General features: G+C 55.0%; 20 protein-coding genes. 4 read left to right on the forward strand and 16 right to left on the reverse strand.

Going from position 1 to position 20,436, the window contains the following annotated elements:
• Positions 1-22: 22 nt before the first annotated feature.
• Positions 23-1,966 (forward strand): glycerophosphodiester phosphodiesterase family protein, encoded by a 1,944-nt coding sequence (locus tag RO22_RS13260; protein ID WP_041158500.1) that lies wholly within the window; start codon positions 23-25, stop codon positions 1,964-1,966.
• An 8-nt stretch (positions 1,967-1,974) separates the two neighbouring features.
• Here RO22_RS13260 and ggt read toward each other — a convergent pair whose 3' ends face one another.
• The gene (gene ggt / locus RO22_RS13265) at positions 1,975-3,765 is read right to left on the reverse strand and encodes a gamma-glutamyltransferase (RefSeq protein WP_041158501.1); all 1,791 of its coding nucleotides are present in this window, start codon (positions 3,763-3,765) and stop codon (positions 1,975-1,977) included.
• Between the two features lie 110 nt (positions 3,766-3,875).
• On the reverse strand, positions 3,876-6,251 hold the full coding sequence (gene ppsA / locus RO22_RS13270; protein WP_027957454.1) for a phosphoenolpyruvate synthase: 2,376 nt from the start codon (positions 6,249-6,251) through the stop codon (positions 3,876-3,878).
• A gap of 256 nt (positions 6,252-6,507) precedes the next feature.
• On the opposite strand from ppsA, the gene RO22_RS13275 reads away from it, so the two are divergent.
• Complete coding sequence (locus tag RO22_RS13275) at positions 6,508-7,341, forward strand: pyruvate, water dikinase regulatory protein (RefSeq protein ID WP_041158502.1); 834 nt, start codon at positions 6,508-6,510, stop codon at positions 7,339-7,341.
• A 28-nt stretch (positions 7,342-7,369) separates the two neighbouring features.
• On the opposite strand, the gene RO22_RS13280 is transcribed toward RO22_RS13275, so the two are convergent.
• The 4 genes from RO22_RS13280 to RO22_RS13295 all read right to left on the reverse strand — a co-directional run bounded on the left by RO22_RS13280 (position 7,370) and on the right by RO22_RS13295 (position 10,320).
• Entirely contained in the window at positions 7,370-7,948 is a 579-nt protein-coding gene (locus RO22_RS13280; protein WP_009286922.1) for a hypoxanthine-guanine phosphoribosyltransferase, read from the reverse strand.
• A gap of 64 nt (positions 7,949-8,012) precedes the next feature.
• Positions 8,013-9,050: a beta-N-acetylhexosaminidase gene (nagZ, locus tag RO22_RS13285; RefSeq protein ID WP_041158503.1), complete on the reverse strand. Its 1,038-nt coding sequence runs from the start codon at positions 9,048-9,050 to the stop codon at positions 8,013-8,015.
• 63 nt (positions 9,051-9,113) lie between these two features.
• Entirely contained in the window at positions 9,114-9,650 is a 537-nt protein-coding gene (locus RO22_RS13290; protein ID WP_027957457.1) for a L,D-transpeptidase, read from the reverse strand.
• A complete protein-coding gene (locus tag RO22_RS13295) occupies positions 9,628-10,320 on the reverse strand; it encodes a TetR/AcrR family transcriptional regulator (protein ID WP_022523252.1) in 693 nt (230 codons plus the stop codon). Before RO22_RS13295 ends, RO22_RS13290 begins: the two co-directional genes overlap by 23 nt.
• 267 nt (positions 10,321-10,587) lie before the next feature.
• Between RO22_RS13295 and lexA the strand changes: the two genes are divergently transcribed.
• A complete protein-coding gene (gene lexA, locus RO22_RS13300; protein ID WP_027957458.1) occupies positions 10,588-11,268 on the forward strand; it encodes a transcriptional repressor LexA in 681 nt (226 codons plus the stop codon).
• Between the two features lie 8 nt (positions 11,269-11,276).
• Here the strand turns inward: lexA and RO22_RS13305 are convergent, their stop codons facing one another.
• Positions 11,277-11,948, reverse strand: coding sequence for an energy-coupling factor ABC transporter permease (locus tag RO22_RS13305; RefSeq protein WP_009286924.1), 672 nt, complete (start codon positions 11,946-11,948; stop codon positions 11,277-11,279).
• Positions 11,949-11,987: 39 nt separating this feature from the next.
• Entirely contained in the window at positions 11,988-12,842 is an 855-nt protein-coding gene (gene purU, locus RO22_RS13310; RefSeq protein ID WP_027957459.1) for a formyltetrahydrofolate deformylase, read from the reverse strand.
• 230 nt (positions 12,843-13,072) lie between these two features.
• On the opposite strand from purU, the gene RO22_RS13315 reads away from it, so the two are divergent.
• The gene (locus RO22_RS13315) at positions 13,073-14,683 is read left to right on the forward strand and encodes a ribonuclease J (RefSeq protein ID WP_027957460.1); all 1,611 of its coding nucleotides are present in this window, start codon (positions 13,073-13,075) and stop codon (positions 14,681-14,683) included.
• A gap of 43 nt (positions 14,684-14,726) precedes the next feature.
• Here the strand turns inward: RO22_RS13315 and moaE are convergent, their stop codons facing one another.
• The 8 genes from moaE to RO22_RS13355 all read right to left on the reverse strand — a co-directional run bounded on the left by moaE (position 14,727) and on the right by RO22_RS13355 (position 20,414).
• The gene (moaE, locus tag RO22_RS13320) at positions 14,727-15,194 is read right to left on the reverse strand and encodes a molybdopterin synthase catalytic subunit MoaE (RefSeq protein ID WP_223827940.1); all 468 of its coding nucleotides are present in this window, start codon (positions 15,192-15,194) and stop codon (positions 14,727-14,729) included.
• A 2-nt stretch (positions 15,195-15,196) separates the two neighbouring features.
• A complete protein-coding gene (gene moaC, locus RO22_RS13325; protein ID WP_009286927.1) occupies positions 15,197-15,994 on the reverse strand; it encodes a cyclic pyranopterin monophosphate synthase MoaC in 798 nt (265 codons plus the stop codon).
• 4 nt (positions 15,995-15,998) lie between these two features.
• Positions 15,999-16,577 (reverse strand): molybdopterin-guanine dinucleotide biosynthesis protein B, encoded by a 579-nt coding sequence (mobB, locus tag RO22_RS13330; protein ID WP_035537673.1) that lies wholly within the window; start codon positions 16,575-16,577, stop codon positions 15,999-16,001.
• Between the two features lie 70 nt (positions 16,578-16,647).
• Positions 16,648-17,880: a uracil-xanthine permease family protein gene (locus tag RO22_RS13335; RefSeq protein ID WP_027957463.1), complete on the reverse strand. Its 1,233-nt coding sequence runs from the start codon at positions 17,878-17,880 to the stop codon at positions 16,648-16,650.
• A 91-nt stretch (positions 17,881-17,971) separates the two neighbouring features.
• Complete coding sequence (upp, locus tag RO22_RS13340) at positions 17,972-18,601, reverse strand: uracil phosphoribosyltransferase (RefSeq protein ID WP_009286930.1); 630 nt, start codon at positions 18,599-18,601, stop codon at positions 17,972-17,974.
• 95 nt (positions 18,602-18,696) lie between these two features.
• Complete coding sequence (ung, locus tag RO22_RS13345; protein ID WP_009286931.1) at positions 18,697-19,380, reverse strand: uracil-DNA glycosylase; 684 nt, start codon at positions 19,378-19,380, stop codon at positions 18,697-18,699.
• Between the two features lie 2 nt (positions 19,381-19,382).
• On the reverse strand, positions 19,383-19,862 hold the full coding sequence (gene gpt, locus RO22_RS13350) for a xanthine phosphoribosyltransferase (protein WP_009286932.1): 480 nt from the start codon (positions 19,860-19,862) through the stop codon (positions 19,383-19,385).
• 6 nt (positions 19,863-19,868) lie between these two features.
• Entirely contained in the window at positions 19,869-20,414 is a 546-nt protein-coding gene (locus tag RO22_RS13355; RefSeq protein ID WP_022523244.1) for an adenine phosphoribosyltransferase, read from the reverse strand.
• Positions 20,415-20,436: the final 22 nt, after the last annotated feature.

Genomic DNA, 20,436 nt, shown 5'->3' on the forward strand with positions numbered 1-20,436 from the left:
AAATTTGTCTTAAAAGAGCCTCTTGCCAGGTGTGGCGGTTACTGCCACCCTGGTGGCTCATTCTTACCGTTTAATGACGATGCAGCCTTTGACCTACCTTGGCTCTGCCTTACTACGCACGCTGCGCGATCATCTTCGCCCACTGATCGCCTACCACCTGTTTTTTACCCTGCTTGCCTCAGCCTTGCTGCTGCCAGCGATCACCTGGATGACACGCTGGCTGCTTGCCCAACTCAACCGTACAGTGGTCACCAACGATGAATTGATCGCACTACTGTTTAGCCCGCTGGGTTTGGTAGGCATGCTGGTAGGGCTTGGGTTCGCTTTTTTGATTATTTACTGGCAGCAGGCAGGCATGCTGCAGGTCGCCGTCAGGCCCCGTGACAATCACTATCGGCTGGCCCTTGAAGCACTCTGGCTAAGCACCCGTCGGCTACCTGCCCTCGCGGGTCTTGTCATACTCCAGGTAGGCACCCACTTACTACTGCTCGTGCCCTTTATGGCTGGGCTCGCGTGGCTTTACGATTTCTGGCTGAGTGGTATAGACCCCTACTATCTTCAGCGCGTGCGTCCCCCTGCACTGTGGTATTTCATGGCGTGCGCGCTGCCACTGATTATTGCCTGGGTATGGGTAGCGTCATGGCTCTACCTGCGCTGGCTATTGGCGCTCCCCCTCGTTGCGTTGGAAAGCTGTAACCCCTGGCAGGCACTTAAACGAAGCGTTAGCTTAACCCGCGGCTGGCGCCGCTCCATTGGCGCTGCGGTACTTCTGCTATTGGTCGTGATCGTTAGCCTGCCGCTACTGGTGACACTGCTCTTTGACCGCCTATTCACGCCACTTCTGTGGTGGCTGCCTGAGCATAATGCCGTGCTCATCCCAGCCATGCTGGCCTACTTACTCGGCTATGTGCTGATCACCCTGGCCATTACCTTCATCGGTATTGCCACCAATGCGCTGCTTTCCGCCTGCCTCTATATGCAGCTGGCCCACAGAGAAGCTCGACCCGCACCGCCACCGGAGGATTTTAATGCAGGCAAACTGGCCTGGGCGGTAGAGCTTAGCGTACTCATTTTTGCCGGCCTTCAAGCATGGTGGATACTCAATAGCTTTGAGATACATGACAACGTCGCGGTGATTGCCCACCGTGGAAGCTCCATGGAGGCCCCCGAAAATACCCTTGCCGCGCTGGAGCAGTCACTACTTGATGGCGCCGACTATATCGAAATAGACGTACGCTTGAGCCGTGACCAACAGGTTATGCTTTACCACGATCGCAGCATGGCGCGGCTAACCGGCGATCCTCGTGAGTTTGGCGAGCTAACCAGAGAAGAACTCAGCCAATTCGATGTAGGAAGCTGGTTTGGTGATGCTTATCAAGGTGAGAACATTCCAGGCTTGGATGAAGCGCTGCAAAGAGTGCGCGGAAAAGCCGGACTAATGATCGACATCAAGCCTCTGCCGGGGCAAGAACAGGCGCTAGCCGATGCCGTTATCGAGACTTTGAATGCAGAGAGTGACGTGCGCTATCGCTGCTGGGCAACCCAACAAAGCGCTTTTGACGGCTATACAGCGTGCGGTTTTCCCAATGCGCTAATGGATATGCGCATGGCTACCATGTCCCCATCATTACTTAAACATATCAAAGCCCAAGCACCTGAATTGCGCGTTACCTTACTGGCCCAGCTTATACTGCCCGGCACGCTAAACCGGCGTGACTTTGATGCCCTTGGGCTACGCCATAACCGCATCACGGAAGGGGAAGTTCGCTTAGCGCGACTATATGGTTACGAAATACACGCCTGGACCGTCAATGACCGAGCTCGTATGTCAACGCTGATTGATCTGGGGGTCGATGCGATTATCACCGACTACCCAGATCGTTTAAACGAACTTATTCAAGTCCGCCGCGAATTAAGCGACGGTGCACTAATGCTAGTGAAGCTGCGCAACTGGCTTCGCCAATAGAGGTTGGACTAATCGCCCATTACCACCCCTTCGCGCCGAGGGTCAGCACCACCAAACAGAGTGCCATCTTCAAGGCGCATAATGGCCTGAAGGCCGCTGGTTAGCTCCCGCTCGCTGACCGTATGACCACGCTCACGCAGTGATTCTATGGTTGCCTCAGGAAAACGCCCCTCTTCCACATAGACATCCCCACCCAAAGTAATAGCATGGGGAAGGTTGAGCGCCTCTTGAGCGCTTAACCCCCAGTCGCGCAGTGCGACTAATGTACGGGCGGTGTAATGAATAATGGCGGCGCCACCTGGGGAGCCCAAGCTGGCTACCAGCTCGCCGGTTTCTTGATCAAATACCAGGGTCGGGCTCATGCTGGAGCGGGGACGCTTGCCGGGCTCTACCCGGTTCGCTACGGGCTCGCCATCCACTTCAGGGGTAAATGAAAAATCGGTGAGCTCGTTATTGAGCAGGAAACCACCCGCTAGCCCCGTGCCACCGTCGGACATAATTCGCGAGCCAAACGCCTGCTCGATGGTGGTGGTCATAGCCACCGCGGTGCCCTCCTCATCGACAATACTGATATGGCTAGTACCGTACTCGGGCTGTTCGGGCTGGCTAGCCCAGCTCACGTCAAGCTCCCCAGGGTTACCCGGTTCAGCGCTGTCGCCCATGCTCATCTCTTCGATAAGTGCACTGCGCTGCTCCAAGTATTCCGGGGCTAGCATCAATGACCAATCGCCTCCCGGCGCCTCGACAAAGTCAGGATCGGCGATGTAACGGCCACGATCCGCAAAGGCCAGGCGTGAGGCTTCCAAGAATTGATGCAGCCACCCACTGCTTGCAGCACCACTGTCTAACGGGGCTTCAAGCAGTGGCTGCTGATCAAGCATGCCTAAAATCTGCATCACGGTCAGATGACCCGATGAGGGTGGCGGGAAACCACATACTTCCCACTGTTGCCAAGGCGTACACAGCGGTTCTCGGTTAAGCGCCTGGTAGCCACTCATATCCTCAAGCGTCAAACTGCCTGGACGCTCAGGGTGGTTCTGAACGCGCTCAACGATGTCTTGTGCCACGGCTCCTTCGTACAAGGCGACGCTGCCTTGCTCAGCGACGCGGCGAAGAACGGCTGCCAACGCTGGGTTTTTGAGCGTTTCACCAACGGCGATAGGCTCACCGTCTGAATCATAATAAAACTGGCTCGCTACTGGGTCTTGGCGCAGAAACTCATCACCAGCCAAGCTGGTATGCAACCGATTGCTAACCTCAAAGCCCTCCTCGGCCAGGGTGATTGCCGGGATAAACAGCTCTTCCCAGGCCAGCTCACCGTGCTCAGCGTGGGCTTTCTCAAGCATACGCAGCGTGCCTGGCACTCCCACTGAGAGGCCGCTAACCACTGCTTCATTAAATGCCAGCGGCTCGCCATCCTGCATAAACAGCTCACCGTTAACGCCTTGGGGCGCGGTTTCACGACCATCGTAGGCACGCACTTCATCGCCATCGAAGTACATCAAAAAAGCACCACCACCAATACCACTGGACTGAGGCTCAACCAGGTTCAACACCATCTGCACCGCAATGGCCGCATCAATGGCGTTACCACCGGCTTTAAGTACTTGGTAACCGGCATCGGTGGCGAGCGGGTTAGCTGCTGCCACCGCAAATGACTCGGCTTCCCAGCCGGGCTTCTCTTCATAGCCCGATTCGCTTTCAGGGGAAATGGCGGGTGTCTCATAGCTAAACCCCCAACTATACAATGGCGCTACCAGCAGAACAGGTAGCGCAAACTTAACCGATTTTGGTGACATCTCAGCGCTCTCCATGACAAGTTAAAAAACCACTCCAAAAGAGTAGCCTATTAAAACATCAACGCCCGGCACAATGGCCGGGCGTAAAGTAAAAACTAGGGTAGGCTCGATTAGTCGATTTTTTGCCCTGCCAGCATAAACCAGGTTTCCAGCACCGCATCGGGGTTGAGTGATACAGAATCGATACCCTGCTCCATCAACCATTTAGCCAAGTCAGGATGGTCTGACGGCCCCTGTCCGCAGATACCAACATATTTGCCCTTCGCCTTACAGGCTTGAATGGCCATGGCCAGGAGCTTTTTAACCGCCCCATTACGCTCGTCAAACAGATGCGCCACGATGCCGGAATCACGATCCAAACCTAACGTTAGCTGGGTCAGGTCGTTTGAGCCAATGGAGAAACCATCAAAATACTCAAGGAACTCATCGGCCAGCAGTGCGTTGGCGGGCAGCTCGCACATCATAATCACTTTAAGCCCTGTGGGGCCGCCACGTTCGAGGCCATTAGCCGCCAACAGCTCTACCACCTCACGTGCTTCGTCGGTGGTACGCACAAAGGGCACCATGATTTCGATATTCTCGAAGCCCATCTCTTCACGCACCCGCTTGAGCGCTCGGCACTCGAGTTCAAAGCAGGGCCTGAACGCCTCTGAAATGTAGCGCGATGCACCCCGGAAACCGAGCATGGGGTTCTCTTCCCCCGGCTCATAGAGTTTGCCGCCAATCAGGTTTTCGTATTCGTTGGATTTAAAGTCGGACAGCCGCACGATGACGCGCTGGGGATGAAACGCTGCCGCTAGCGTGGAGATACCTTCAACCAGTTTATCGACATAGAAGCTGACCGGGTCGGTGTAACCCGCAGTACGTAAATCGATCACCTGCTGTAAATCAACCGGCAGCGTGTCGTACTCCAACAGCGCTTTAGGGTGGACGCCGATCATGCGGTTAATGATAAATTCCAAACGCGCTAAACCCACGCCTGCGTGAGGCAGACTGGCAAACCCAAAGGCGCGGTCAGGGTTGCCCACATTCATCATAATTTTAAAGGGGATTTCCGGCATCGCATCGACGCTGGAGACTTTGCAGTCAAACTCCAACAGCCCTTCATACACATTGCCGGTGTCGCCTTCCGCACAAGAAACCGTGACGTCGATACCCTCTTTTAACTGGGTAGTCGCATCACCACAACCAACGACAGCGGGAATACCCAACTCACGGGCGATAATCGCCGCATGACAGGTACGCCCACCGCGATTGGTGACGATCGCGGAAGCACGTTTCATGATCGGCTCCCAATCCGGGTCGGTCATATCGGTGACCAGGATATCGCCATCATGGATCTTGTCCATGTCATCAGGGCTTAGCACGACTTTGACGGTACCCCGGCCAATGCGTTGACCAATCGCTCGGCCGGTTATTAACGTACGACCCTTTTCACGCAGCTGGAAGCGCTCGAGTTTACCGCCCTCCTGCTGAGAGACCACCGTTTCAGGACGCGCCTGGACGATGTAAAGCCGACCATCATCGCCATCTAACGCCCACTCAATATCCATGGGCCGCTGGTAGTGCTGCTCGATAGTCATCGCCTGACGGGCCAGATCCATCACTTGCTGATCGTTGATACAGAAGCGGCCGCGGTCGGCATGGGGCACATCGACGGTCTCAACCGATTTACCGGCGCTGGCATCCTGCCCATAAACCATCTTGATCAGCTTGGAACCTAAATTACGGCGCAGCACCGCCGGGCGGCCCGCCGCCAGGGTCGGCTTGTGCACGTAGAACTCGTCGGGATTGACTGCACCCTGCACCACGGTTTCGCCCAAGCCCCAGGAGCCAGTGACAAAAACGGCGTCTTTAAAGCCGGATTCGGTGTCCAGGGTAAACATAACGCCTGCCGCACCGGTCTCTGAACGCACCATTTTCTGAACGCCCGCCGACAAGGCGACATTTTCGTGGGCGTAGCCACGGTGCACTCGGTAGGAGATCGCACGATCGTTAAACAGCGAGGCAAAAACCTCGTGCACTGCACGCTTGATATTGTCGAAGCCTTCGATATTCAGGAAGGTTTCCTGTTGGCCTGCAAAGGAAGCGTCGGGTAGATCTTCCGCGGTGGCTGAGCTGCGCACGGCTACTTTCAGTTGCGGGTGCTGTTGCTGCAGCTGGCCGTAGGCATCGCGCAGGGCCGATTCAAAGGTAGGAGGTAGCGGCGTATCGATGATCCATTGGCGTATATTGCGGCCCGCCTCAGCCAGCGCTTTAACGTCATCGACGTCCAGACGGGCCAGGGTGGCATTAATGCGCTCGTTTAATCCTTCGTGGGAGAGAAATTCACGATAAGCGTGGGCGGTGGTGGCAAAACCGCCAGGAACCGTCACGCCAGCACCGGACAGGTTAGAAATCATTTCACCCAGCGAGGCGTTTTTACCACCTACGCGTTCGACGTCCGCCATGCCCAGCTGATCGAACCACAGAATGTACTCTTCCACGTAACCCCCTCGCTCATAGATATCTGCATGACCTTGACGATCATGGATAATTGATTGAGACACCCTAGCACCACGCCAATATATTCGCCATTGGTCTAATAGCGAAGAGAGTGGAGGATTTTTACAACAGCAGGGCTTTTTGGGCTATTTATGTAGTCAGATACATTTGAGCCCGCCAAAACGCCCAATGATGACACGTTGTGCTGACAAACAGCTCGGCTCACAATAGCCGTATCACTCACCCGTGGACTTAGTTATGAAACGTACGGCTTTTTTTATTTCAGATGGTACCGGCATCACGGCGGAAAGTTTAGGACGTAGCTTGCTGGCCCAGTTCAGCGATGTTGAGATCGATATGCAGACCAAGCCCTATATCGATACGTTGGAAAAAGCGCACGCGTTAGCAGCGATTATTGAGTCGACAGCCAACCGGGATGGTCATCGCCCCATTATCATTGACACCATTGTGGATCAACAAATACGCGACGTTATTCGTAAGGCGTCCGGCTTTAAGGTCGATATTTTTTCCACCTTTCTGGAGCCCTTAGAGCAAGAACTAGAGACCCACTCCTCCTACAGCGTTGGGCGCACTCACTCGATAGGCAGCGATGATGTCTACATGGATCGTATCCACTCCGTCCACTTCGCGCTGGATAATGATGACGGTGCACGCACCCACCAATACGATAAAGCGGATATCATCCTGGTTGGCGTCTCGCGCTGCGGCAAAACACCTACCTCGCTTTATCTGGCGCTGCAGTTTGGCATTCGGGCGGCTAACTACCCGCTGACGGAAGACGATTTAGACGAAGATGGCATGCTGAAGCTACCCAAGGCGCTCGTGCCCCATCGGCAAAAGCTGTTTGGGTTAACCATCGATGCGCGACGCTTGTCGGCAATTCGCAACGAGAGACGCCCCAATAGCCGCTATAGCTCGATGGATCAGTGCCTACAAGAAGTGGAACAGGCCGAGTCGCTCTACCGCACCATGCACATTCCCTTCATCGATGCGACACGCTTCTCGGTGGAGGAGATTTCAACGCGGATGATTGCTGAAACCGGCTTAGCGAGGCGTTTCTCGCCCCGCTAATGTAAAAACTACGCAAGCCCTCAGTGGATTACATGCCTTTGGGGGCAAAAATTCCCGGCGCGTTGCGCCAGTAGCCTTTGTAATCCATACCAAAGCCAAACACATAACGGTCGGCAACTTCCAGGCTGCAGTAGTCGGCTTTCAACCCAGGCACTGCTTTGCGGTTGTGCTGTTTATCGACCAACACCGCTGTGGTAACGCTGGCGGCCTGGGCCTCTTCGCAGTAAGCCAAAATGGCCGCCAGGGTCGCCCCCTCATCCAGGATATCGTCAACAATCACTACGTGACGGCCCGCCATGGGCACTTCAGGGGAAACGCGCCAAAAAAGCTCGCCGCCGCGCAGCTCGTTGCGGTAGCGAGTGGCATGCAAATAATCTACTTCCAACGGAAAGCCCAAGCGGGTAAGCAGATGACCGGTGGTAATCAAGCCACCATTCATTACGCAGTAAAAAACCGGCAGTTTATCGCCTAAATCCCGAGTAATCTCTTCCGCCATACGATCCAGCGCCCGCTCTACCTCTTGCTGAGAAATTAGGCAGTCGGCGTTATCCATCAGCTCACGCATCGAGTCCAGCGACTCTAATGCTTCTTTATCCAACTTTGACATCTACCAACTCCACGGCGGGTTAAAACTTCATTTATTTAAGTAAGAGATTTATTCAGCACTGGGCTTACTCGGCTTCCGCGCTGGACTGGGGCTTATCCGCTAGCGCTTCCAGCTTAGCGTGGGTACGACGCCAACGGCCCAATGCACTCAGCGCATCTAGGTCTGGGCGCGCACGGCTATAGCGCAACTTAGCGGGGCGCTTAGAATTGATTCCGTGGCATGCCTCCATCACTTCAAGCGCGGAGGCTCGGTCATTACATACCAACAGCATATCGCAGCCTGCTGCCAGCGCTGCCTGGGCACGCGCTTTGGGGTCTCCCGCCTCGTGGGCGCCGGCCATACTCAGGTCATCTGAAAAAATGCAGCCTTTGAAGCCTAGCGATTCCCGCAGCATGCCCAACCAGTTGGGTGAAAAGCCTGCTGGGCGCGTATCAAAAGCACTATAAATAACGTGTGCAGGCATAATCCCATCTAACTGTGAAGCTAACTGGGTAAAGGGCACAAGATCGTGCTGTTTCATCACTTCTAGCGGGCGATCGTCTATCGGCAATGCAACGTGTGAGTCCGCCGCGACACCACCGTGGCCGGGAAAGTGCTTACCCACAGCGGCCATACCGGCATCGTGAAGCCCCTGAATAAATGCATTGCCCAGCTGGGCTACGTGCTGTGGGTCACTGCTGAAACTACGATCACCAATAACGCTGGATAGACCGCTCTCCACATCAAGTACCGGGGCGAAGCTCAGATCCAGACCGCAGGCAGCCATCTCCATCCCTAACAACCAGCCGGCATCTTTAGCTAACGCCAGCCCCTCTCCCTGGGCAGCGCGGTAACACTCGCCGATACGCGCCATGGCAGGCAGGCGTGTTAACCCCTCTTTTATGCGCTGAACGCGACCGCCTTCTTGATCCACGGCAAGCAGTAAATCAGCACGCACACGGCGAATATCGCTGCAGAGCTTGCGAACCTGATAGCCATTTTCAACGTTGCGGGCAAACAAAATTACGCCCCCTACCGTCGGTTCTAGAAGCAAGCGTTTTTCTGCAGCCGTCAATTTTGGGCCTTCAAGGTCAAGCATGACCGGGCCTAACGGTTGAGTCATCGTGATAGGTCCATGAAAAGGGGCGATGATTCTAGACGATCGTCTAGCGGTGTCAAAATCTGATCAATCAAAGGACTGGCGGCCACCGTGCAACCAAACAGGGGTACCCGGCAACGCTAACGAAAAGATATAGAGCAGATCAGGATTGCGTAAACGAATACAGCCGTGGGACGCAGCAACGCCCATGGGCTCGTCAGGCGGCGTCCCGTGCAGGTAAATATAGCGCCGTTGCGAGTCCACCTGACCACCGCGGTTCACGCCCTTTTCCAAGCCACACAGCCACAGTATGCGGGTCAGAATCCAGTCACGCTCTGGATGCTCTTCGGCGAGTTCGGGCGAAAATGTCTCGCCCGTCCAGCGGCGACCTCGAAACACCGCATTTTCGGGCATATCTCCGCCAATGGCCGCGCGCACATAGTGCCACCCGCGGGGGGTTTTACCACTGCCATTGCGCTCCCCGCTTCCGGCAGCACCGGATGAAATAGAACACTCATGGAGCACTTTTGGCCCTCGCCAACAGCGCAGCAACTGTTCGGTAGTATCAATCTCCAGCCAGATATGTTCCGTTGGAGGTAGCTCAGCTAGCGTAGGAGTTCGCATGTTTTCCTTCTTCTGGCTTGGCACCGTCAAGGGCTATGGGTAACGGCGCATTCATAGCAGCCACCACTACCGGGAGCAATCGCCTGACCAAATCACGCACAGAGACCTGCTCGTGGTAATCCTTCTCCGCGATATCGCGTAGCGCATCAAGGCCAGACAGGGTAAAGATTACCGTGCCGAGCACAAAGTGTAGCCGCCAAAAACGCTCGGCGTCAGGCAGATCCGGCGTTGCTTTGCGCACAAGCTCGGTGAAGCGTGTAAACACATCGCCATACTCTTCCTGGATATAACGTCTTAGATGTCCCTGTGCTTGACTGTAGGCAAGACCCAGCAGGCGCATAAACACTTTCAAACTATTGCGCTCGGCGGGCACCGCGAGAACGGTAGTTGCCATGGTCTCGAGCAGTGTTTCCAGCGGGATAACGCGCCCGGCGTGTTGGCCCTCGAGCTCATCTAGCGCAGTATGAAAGCGCTGACTAAACGGATCCAGGTAGCGGGCAAAAACGGCCTGAATCAAGGCTTTTTTGGAACCAAAATGGTAATTAACAGCGGCTAAGTTAACCCGCGCTTTGCTAGTGATGTTGCGCAGCGAAGTTTCAGCAAAACCCCGCTCTGCAAACAGCACCTCGGCGGTGTCGAGTATACGGGTCACCGTATCAGATTGAGCCATGTCGCTCTCCAGGGAAACAGGTGTTTAAAACATAGCAAAATACTATGCCATAACGTAGGCGGGCTCAACGCTTGATTTATTGACAAAATGTGACGTATTAAATAAGCAGAAACTTAGTTTCAAACGATTAGAAAAATTGCATAGACATCGGCAATAGGCACTGACAAGCCATATACTGGACAGAGGAACATACTGTATACTTAAACACTTATTGATTAAGTCGACATTTAACTTGTTACTGTCTATTCACTATTTATGGAGTCTGGTATGTCGCGTCCGCTAACCGCTCGCCAACAGCACGTGTTTGATTTTATCGTTAAGACCATGGGCGAATTTGGCTACCCTCCTACCCGCGCCGAGATTGCCAAAGCACTTGGCTTCCGCTCACCCAATGCGGCTGAAGAGCACCTGCGCGCGCTGGAACGCAAAGGCGTTATTCGCATTATCCGCAACACCTCTCGCGGCATCCGCCTGCCCAACCAGGAACCTCAAGAAGTCCTGGATAGCGCAGTCCCCGCCTTACCCACAACCAACGTGGAAGCCCCACCCACTGGCCTGCCTGTGATCGGGGAAGTAGCTGCCGGCAGCCCCATTTTGGCCGCCGAACATATTGATCGCTACTGCCCGCTACCGGCCGAGTACTTCACTCCCAAAGCTGACTATCTGCTGCGCGTACGCGGCCTTTCCATGAAGGATATTGGCATTTTGGAAGGTGATTTACTGGCGGTTCATCGCACTGACCGGGTTCGCGATGGCCAGATCGTGGTTGCCCGCCTGGACGATGAAGTAACGGTTAAACGCTTCAAACGCCAGGGGCATCAAGTGACGCTGTTTGCAGAGAACCCTGATTTTGCGCCCATTGAAATCGACCTGCGCTCTCAAGCGCTCGATATTGAAGGCGTTGGAGTCGGCGTAATTCGTGGTGGCAACGGCCAGGCACTCGGCTAATAAATCCGCTACTGCAGGTCGATATAGCGGTGGTCATTGAAGGTGGCCACCCAGTTTGGGTGATAGACCAGCAGGATGCTCAGCAGCATGCCAGTAATAAATGCCTCTGAAGGCATTAGCAGTGGTAAAAAACGCGCATACTCCTGGGCGAGATAGATCGCCTCAGGGTCTGTACCCGCGACGATAATCAGCACTACCGCCGCCAAGCCTCCTCCCAGCGTTGCCAGCGCCGCGCCAAAAAAGCCGCAGGCAAACAGAAATACCATCAAGTTATCCGGCAGGCGGCGATCTACCAGCCGCCATACCGTGCCAATAACGGCCGCCGGGACGATCCCGGTAACCAGCACATTTGCCCCCAGCAACATCCACTCATTGCGGCCAATCACCACCATGGCAATGTTGATCAGCACGTTGCTAATCAGCGCTAATGGCGCTTTAAAAACGAGTGTCATCAATACTGTAAAAACAAGGTGTAGCGTTAGCCAATCAACAGCCTGGGCACGAAGCTGCCACATCAGCATCACCGCCAGCGTAGCACCCAGCCAGCGGTGCTGAAGCGCTGAATCCGCTATCAACACCTGCCAGGGCCGCCCCCAAAGCGCCCATGCGATCACTGCTAACGAGAGTAGCCAGGTGAGCAGCAGCGCCCAGGGCGCTAATACACTTTGCGCAAATGACATGGCGGCCTCTCAGGTTGATGGGCGGGCATTATAGAGTACTTAGCTAAATACCACTGTCTTGTTGCCATGCACCAACACACGATCCTCTAAGTGCCAACGCAAACCGCGAGCGAGCACGGCTTTCTCCACATCACGACCAAAGCGGACTAGATCAGTAGGCGTATGACAGTGGCTAACGCGATGGATATCCTGTTCGATGATGGGGCCTGCGTCGAGTTCCTCGGTCACATAGTGGCAGGTAGCGCCAATCAGCTTAACCCCCCGCTGGTAGGCCTGGTGGTAGGGCTTAGCCCCGGCAAAAGAGGGCAAAAAGCTGTGGTGAATATTGATCACTCGCCCCGCATAGCGCGCGCACAGCTCAGGGGGCAGTATTTGCATATAGCGCGCCAGCACCACGCAGTCGGCGCGGGCACTGTCGATTTCGGCCTGAACCTTGGCAAACGATGCTTGCTTATCGTCGGGGTCGACCGGTACATGGTGATAAGGAATACCGTACCACTCCGTCAGCGAACGCATATCATCATGGTTGGAGATAACCCCGACAATGTCGCAATCCAGTTCCCCCGCCTGCCAGCGGTAAAGTAGATCTACCAAGCAATGTGACTCCCGCGACACCATCAGCACGACGCGCCTACGCTGCTGGGTATCCACCAGCGACCACTGCATATTGAATTCGCTGGCTATCGGTTCAAATGCCGCGCTCAGCGCTTCCGCCGACATACCTACCGAATCCGCCAGAATTTCGTAGCGCATAAAAAAGCAGCCGGTTTCTAAATCGGAGTGCTGGCTAGCTTCGGTAATGGAGCCGCCCTGCTGGGCAATAAAGCTCGATACCCGTGCAACAATACCCACCCGGTCAGGACAGGAAACTACTAAACGATAATAATGAGACATGTGAGCTACTCTTGACCTATTGCTAAGTTAATTATGACAAACCAGCGGCTTAGGTCGCATAGTGTATCGGAAGGCCGTGGATGATTGTTAGCTGCCCCTGCCTTCCCGTATAGTTAAGACACTACTTTTTAGGTTTTTCATAACAGATGCATTCACCACGCGTTCAAATTCGTCCCCGTCGTCGTCCACCGCTGCGCATTTTGCCGCTGGGGGGATGCGGTGAGATTGGAATGAATCTAACGCTATACGGCTATGACGATCACTGGATAGCCGTGGACTGCGGCATGATGATCCGCCAGGATCTTCCCAACTCGCCGCTGCAGGTACCCAATCTTGATACGCCGAAAGCACTAGGGATCGTGCCCAAAGCGCTATTTATCACCCATGGTCACGAAGACCACATTGGTGCCGCAGCCTGGCTATGGCCGATGTGGAACTGCCCCATTTACGCCACCCCGCTGGCGGCAGGCCTGTTGCGGCTAAAATTTGCCGAGCATCAGCTTAGCGGTGCGGCTATCCATGTCATTGAACCTGGCGAGGCCCTAGAGAGCGGGCCATTCACGCTGCGCTATTTACTTTTAACCCACTCCATTCCCGAAAGCTGTGCGCTAATAATGATGGCCGGTGGCTATCGCGTTTTACATACCGGCGACTGGAAACTCGACCCTGAACCGATTATCGGCACGCCGATCAGTGCAGCCCTCTTCAAGGCGCTTGCCCCGGTTGACTTGGTAGTGGGCGATTCCACTAACGCCCCCATGCCCGGGCACTCCGGCAGCGAGGGGGACGTCGCCCGCGCCCTGACAAAAACCCTCAGCAACTGCCAGGGCCGGGTGGTGGTCTCCTGCTTTGCCAGTAACCTTGCCCGGGTGTTAGCGATAGGGCGCGCCGCTCAGAAGTGTGGCCGACGCATTAGCTTGATGGGCCGTTCAATGGAGCGCATGGTCAGCGTTGCCCGGGGGCTCGGCTATATGGATGATTTACCGCCTTTGGTGCCCAATCATGACTTAGGCTATCTTCCCCCGGATGAAGTGGTGATTATCGCCACCGGTAGCCAGGGTGAGCCCCGAGCTGCGCTACAGCGCCTCGCCCAGGGTCGCCACCCTTTTGTGGATCTTCAGCCGGGCGATAACGTTATTTTTTCGGCTAAAGCCATTCCTGGCAATGAACGCCCCATTGAACAGCTTAAAAAGCGTTTGGCGCACTTAGGTGTCAACCTCTACGACGAGTTCAACCACCCTGAACTGCACGCTACCGGGCACCCCGCTCAGGATGAACTGATCAAGCTGTATCAGTGGGTCAGGCCAAAACATCTCATACCGGTGCATGGCGAAGCCCGCCACCAACAGGCTCATCAGACTATTGCCAAACAGCTAGGCATTAGCGCTCCATTGACGCCGGTGAACGGCGATCTAATTTGCTTTGACAGTCACGGGCTGCGCTGTGAGTCGCGCTATCCGCAGCCGCCCTGCATAGTCAGTCAAAACAGCGTGGTGCCCCACCCTGGCCTTGAGGTGCACGACGCCAACAAGGCCCGTCGCGGCAGCTTATACTTAGCGCTGCCGGTGACGGCTACTGACACTGGATGGGCGCGTATTGGCCGTTTGATGCTGGATGCCTCGGGGGCCAGCCCGCTGGATGAAGATAGCTTTAATGATTGGCTGGATGATCAGCTTGAGGAGATTGCAGCAGAGACGCTTGCCGACTTGCGCCAAGCATTACAGCCTCGCATGGTGCAGTGGCTGGCGGAGCATATGCAGCACCTGCCCGATGTACATCTACAGATTATGGCCGCCGAAATGCCAGAGACTATCCCCCTGGACAACGCCGCCAATCGTTAGAGCTGCGCATTATTGTGAAAAAAAGCGCAGCAACGCGGCCGTCTCACTCCCAGCGCGCTGCATCTTGTTGATCAGAGTGACGCTCTTTGACCCAATACTCGCCCTGGGCAGAGTGCTCTTTCTTCCAGAAAGGCGCCTGGGTTTTCAGATAATCCATAATAAAATCGCAGGCTTCGAACGCCTCACGCCGGTGTGCGCTGGCCACGAGTACGCGCACAATCGGATCGCCTGGCCCCAGGTAACCGACACGATGAATAATCCGCACCGCTTGGAGCGACCAGCGCTGCCAAGCCTGTTCACCAATCTCCGTCAGCGTACGCTCGGTCATTCCCGGATAGTGTTCCAGCGTTAACCCTGTGACGTCCGGCGTTTCATTAAAATCACGCACTAAGCCGGTAAAACACACCACCGCGCCAATATCACTACGCCCCGCCAAGGCATCGTCATAGCCGTAGTCCATTGGAAACGGGGCTGCTTGAATCGTTACTTTAATATCCAGCTTATTATCCACCCTCACCCCCCTGTTACTGGCGGGAAAAACGCCACTTCGTCATCATCGGTCACTAACGCCTCGTCATTGGCCATGACCTGATTAATCGCACACAGCGTACGCTGGTCGGTGAGTTGTTTAAAGCGACTATCCTGCTCGGCCAGCGCGGCTTTTAATCCACTAATGTCGCGGCTAGCCAGTTGATCGAGACTCACGACGGTCTCACTTTCGCCTACCCGCTCGCGCAGTTCGGCTAAAAACTTAACCCGCACGCAGGGTGAAGGGCAGCGCTCGCCCAAGCTGACTTCTCCGGCTACGCCGTCACCGGTAACAATCGGCGCCTGGGTGCTCATACGCTGGTAGTCGCCACGCTGACCACCTTGCTTGCTGTCGAGTTGTATAGCCTCGATACGCATACCTTTATCGACCGCTTTGCACATATCGTAAAGCGTCAAACAGGCTACCGAAACAGCGGTAAGAGCTTCCATTTCGACCCCAGTGCGTCCATTCAAGCGACACAGCGAGGTCACATGAACGCAGGATTCGGCCACATCAATATCGAACTCAACAGAAACCTTGGAGAGCGCCAGTGAGTGACAGAGAGGAATCAGCTCATGAGTACGTTTGGCCGCCTGAATACCAGCGATACGCGCGGTGGCCAGCACATCACCCTTGGGCAGTTCACCATCGCTAAGCAATTTCAGCGTTTCAGGCTGCATTATAATGCGCCCGGAGGCGACTGCTTCGCGGCGGGTTTCCAGCTTATCGCCGACGTCCACCATATTGGCTTCGCCACGGGTGTTAAGGTGGGTCAGATGCATGTTGTCACCATTGCTGTTTTGAAGACATATTTTTTGAAGACATCGTATCGTTTTTAGCGCTTAACCAGGTCACTACCCATTGTGCAACCGCTTCGCTATCGTCTAGATCTAACTGAGCCACCGAAGCCGCCAGGTCGATAGGCGGTGGCGCACTGAGCGCGACTGCCTCAACCCATCGGCCGGTTAAAATAGCCGCATCGCCAATCCCATCGCGGTATAGCACCAGCTTGGGAATCGGCCAAGCCTTGAAGCCTTCGACAATCACCAAATCGGGATCGTGCGGCGCCATCATGGCAATTAGCTGGGCTAAATCAGGCTCTTCCTGGTCAGGGGTTTCCTGCATCAGCGCAAAGCGCTGACGGGAAGCCACCAGTATCGGTGCGGCACCTGCGCTACGCAGCTTATAGCTATCCTTGCCGGGCTGGTCGACATCAAACGAGTGGTGCGCATGCTTGATGACAGCGACGCTCAAGCCATACTCCCCTAATCGTGGCAACAGCTTCTCTAGCAGCGTCGTTTTTCCGGTACCGCTCCAGGCAGCAATCCCCAGTATGGGAAAAGGTGCGGTTAGTTCGTTTTCCATGCTGCCGAAACTCCTGATGATCACTCACGCTACCATTCTAACGATTCACACAGCGTTATAGAGGATGACTCTACTCGCCCTCTTGCTCACGGGGTAATAGCCAGTTCAACGCAATACCCACCAAAGCGGCCAGGCTAACGCCCTGCAGCGTAAACTGGCCTCCACCAAACTGCATGCCGCCAATCCCGAACACCAGTATCAGCGAAACCACGACCAAGTTGCGCGGCGCCGTCAGCGACTGTCCTGCACGTACCAGTGTGTTCATACCGACCACCGCAATGGAGCCAAACAACAGCGTCATTATACCGCCCATTACCGGGCCAGGAATGGTCTGCAGCAACGCGCCAAGCTTGGACACAAACGCCAGCACAATGGCAATAATCGCGGCAACAATCATGTACTTGGGATTAAATGCCCGAGTAAGCGTTACCGCCCCGGTGACTTCCGAGTAAGTAGTATTCGGCGGCCCGCCGACCAGCGCTGCTACGCTGGTCGCCAGCCCATCGCCTAACAGAGTTCGATGCAGGCCAGGCTTTTCCAGGTAGTTTTTGCGGGTCACCGAACCAATGGCCACCATATCACCAATGTGTTCTACCGCTGGGGCAATCGCGACCGGAATCATAAACAGAATGGCAGCCCAGTGAAAACTGGGTGCGGTAAAGCTGGGTATCGATAACCACGCCGCCTCATGCACTGGCGTAAAGTCGACTACCCCCATCAGCAACGCTAAAAAATAGCCGGTGATAATGCCCCCCATAATCGGCACTAGGCGAAGTAGCCCGCGACCAAAAACGGCCAGCACAAGCGTGACTAGCAAGCTGGTCATTGATAAGAAAATCGCCGCGCCATAGCCGATATTGTCGCTGGTTTCACCGGTCGCCATACTTACGGCCACCGGCGCCAGCGCCAGGCCAATCACCATAATCACCGGCCCCACCACCACAGCGGGCAGCAAGCGATGCAGCCAAGCGGTGCCTTTTAAGCGCACAACCTGAGAGATCGCCACATAGACCAGCCCCGCTGCCATTAGCCCGCCCATGGTTGCCGAAACGCCAAAGCTCGCCACAGAGCCTTGAATAGGCGCTATAAAGGCAAACGATGAGGCTAAAAACACCGGCACGCTCTGCTTGGTGACCCCATGAAATACCAAGGTTCCCACCCCAGCCGTGAACAGCGCAACGCTTGGGTCGAGTCCTGTCAAAAGCGGCACTAACACCAAGGCGCCAAACGCCACAAATAGCATTTGTGCGCCGGTTAAAATGACTTTTGGCCACGACTCAGCCTGACTGGCAGCTTCACGCATAAGTGAATTCCTAGTGATTATTGATTTGATAGCAGGTATACAAAAAAATGCCCCTGACGCTGGGCGTAAGGGGCAATGTCAATAACGATGCTTAGCGCGTTCCGAAAATCTTATCGCCAGCGTCACCTAGTCCGGGGACGATGTAGCCATTTTCGTCGAGGCGGTCATCGATCGAGGCGGTGTAAATTTCGATATCGGGGTAAGCGTCCTGCACCCGTTTGATACCCTCAGGGGCGGCGACGAGAACGATCACCTTCATATGCTCACAGCCACGCTCACGGAGCATATCCAGTGTTGCGACCATCGAACCACCGGTGGCCAGCATGGGATCTATCACGATCGCCATGCGCTCTTCGATATCGTTGGCAAACTTGGCAAAGTAAGGCACCGGTTGCAGCGTCTCTTCATCACGATACAGACCTACGACGCTCACCCGTGCACTCGGGATTAGATCCGTTACGCCTTCCAGCATGCCGAGCCCGGCACGCAGAATCGGTACGACGGTGACTTTTTTACCTTTTAATCGGCGCGTTGCAATTGGCTCACCGTTCCATCCCTGGATTTCATGATCTTCCAGTTCAAGACCTTTGGTTGCTTCATAGGTCAGCAGCTTGGCGACTTCACCTGCCAGTTCACGAAAGCTCTTAGTGCTCAGGTCAACTTCGCGCATCAGACCCAGCTTATGTTGTACAAGCGGATGGTTAATGGCGTAAACACTCATGGGACTTCCTCACTGCAGGGGATTCAGAATGGCAACCAAGGTTGCATCAGCTAGGCACAAAATTGCGCGTATTCTACCCGCAACCACTTACGAGGTTAAGGGGTTTCAGGCAATTGCCATTCGATAGGTGCTCGCCCTTGCGCCTGAAGAAATTGATTGGCTTGGGAAAAATGCCGGGTACCAAAAAAGCCCCGATGCGCAGAGAGCGGTGATGGGTGCGGGGCTTCCAGTATTAAATGGCGCCTTTGGTCGATTAACGCCTTCTTCTGGCGCGCATGACTGCCCCACAGCAGAAACACACACGGCGGCGCGTGCTGGCTGACGGTTTCAATCGCGCGGTCAGTGAAGGGCTCCCATCCCTTACCGCGATGAGATGCCGCATTGCCCTGCTCCACAGTCAGCGAAGTGTTTAACAACAACACGCCCTGCTTGGCCCATGCTTCCAGATGGCCGTGGCGCACGGGGGTAAAACCAACATCAGTGGCCAACTCCTTGTAGATATTGACCAGCGACGGTGGCACGGGTACGCCGGGCTGCACGGAAAAGCATAAACCGTGAGCCTGATTGGGCCCGTGATAGGGATCCTGGCCTAAAATAACCACCTTCACTTCGTTCAATGGGGTCAGTTCAAAGGCACGAAACCACTGCGTTGAGTGGGGATATATGATCTTCTTCGCAGCTTTTTGCTGCGCCAAAAAATCTTTTAGCGCCAGCATATAGTCAGCCTGAAACTCATTACCCAGCCACTGACTCCAATCGTCGGGAAGTGGATTGGCCATTATTACCTCTTCATTTGATCAACAAGCGGCTCAACGTATGCAACACCCATATCCCAGGGGAACTGAATCCAGCACTGCTGGGCAACTTCGGTCAGGTATTGATCCACCAAGGGACGACCATCCGGCTTGGCATAGATAGTCACAAAGTGAGCTTTAGGCAGCATTTTACGTACTGCCCGCGCTGTTTTGCCAGTATCCACCAAGTCATCGACCAGCAACCAACCTTCACCGTCATGATCGACGCCCTTCATGATATCCAGACCGCCCTGATCCATATGGTCGTAGCTTTTAATACACACGGTATCGATCAGCCGGATATTAAGCTCCCGAGCAATCAGCGCGGCGGGAATTAAACCGCCGCGGGTAATCGCTACGATGCCTTTAAAATCACGCTCGATCATTTGATGGCATAGGGTGCGCACATCACGGTGCAACTGATCCCAGGAGACAGTGAAGTGTTGGTGGTAGCGATCGCTGCTCATGGGGCATTACTCGTCTTCGTTGAAAGAACAAACTGCGAATACACTGAAACCAGCATCGCGAATTTTCTGCGATCCGCCCAGCTCAGGCAGATCAATAATGGTGGCGGTCTCAACCACCTGACCACCGCTGCGCTGAATGAGGTTGGCCGCGGCCAGCATGGTGCCGCCGGTGGCGATGAGGTCATCCATCAGCAGGATACGGTCATCTTTCTGGAACGCATCGGAGTGCAGCTCCACTTCTGAATGTCCGTACTCCAGCTTATAAGTCTCGCTGATGGTCTTGAAAGGCAGCTTGCCCTTCTTACGCACCGGTACAAAGCTGCAACCCAACTCATAAGCGAGCGGCGCACCAATAATAAAGCCACGCGCATCAATGGCCGCGATGGCATCCAGGTTCATTTCCTGATAGCGGTGAACGAAGCTATCGATCAGCTTGCGAAAGGCCGCGCTATTTTGCAGCAACGGGGTGATGTCGCGAAAGTTCACGCCCTGTTCAGGCCAATCGGGAACCGTGCGAATGACGGACTTAATGTAGTCGCCGTAGATGCTCATCGCGTCTCTCATTGAGTAATAA

Origin of the sequence: Halomonas sp. KHS3, assembly GCF_000830495.1 — a bacterium.
Lineage (GTDB): Bacteria > Pseudomonadota > Gammaproteobacteria > Pseudomonadales > Halomonadaceae > Vreelandella > Vreelandella titanicae.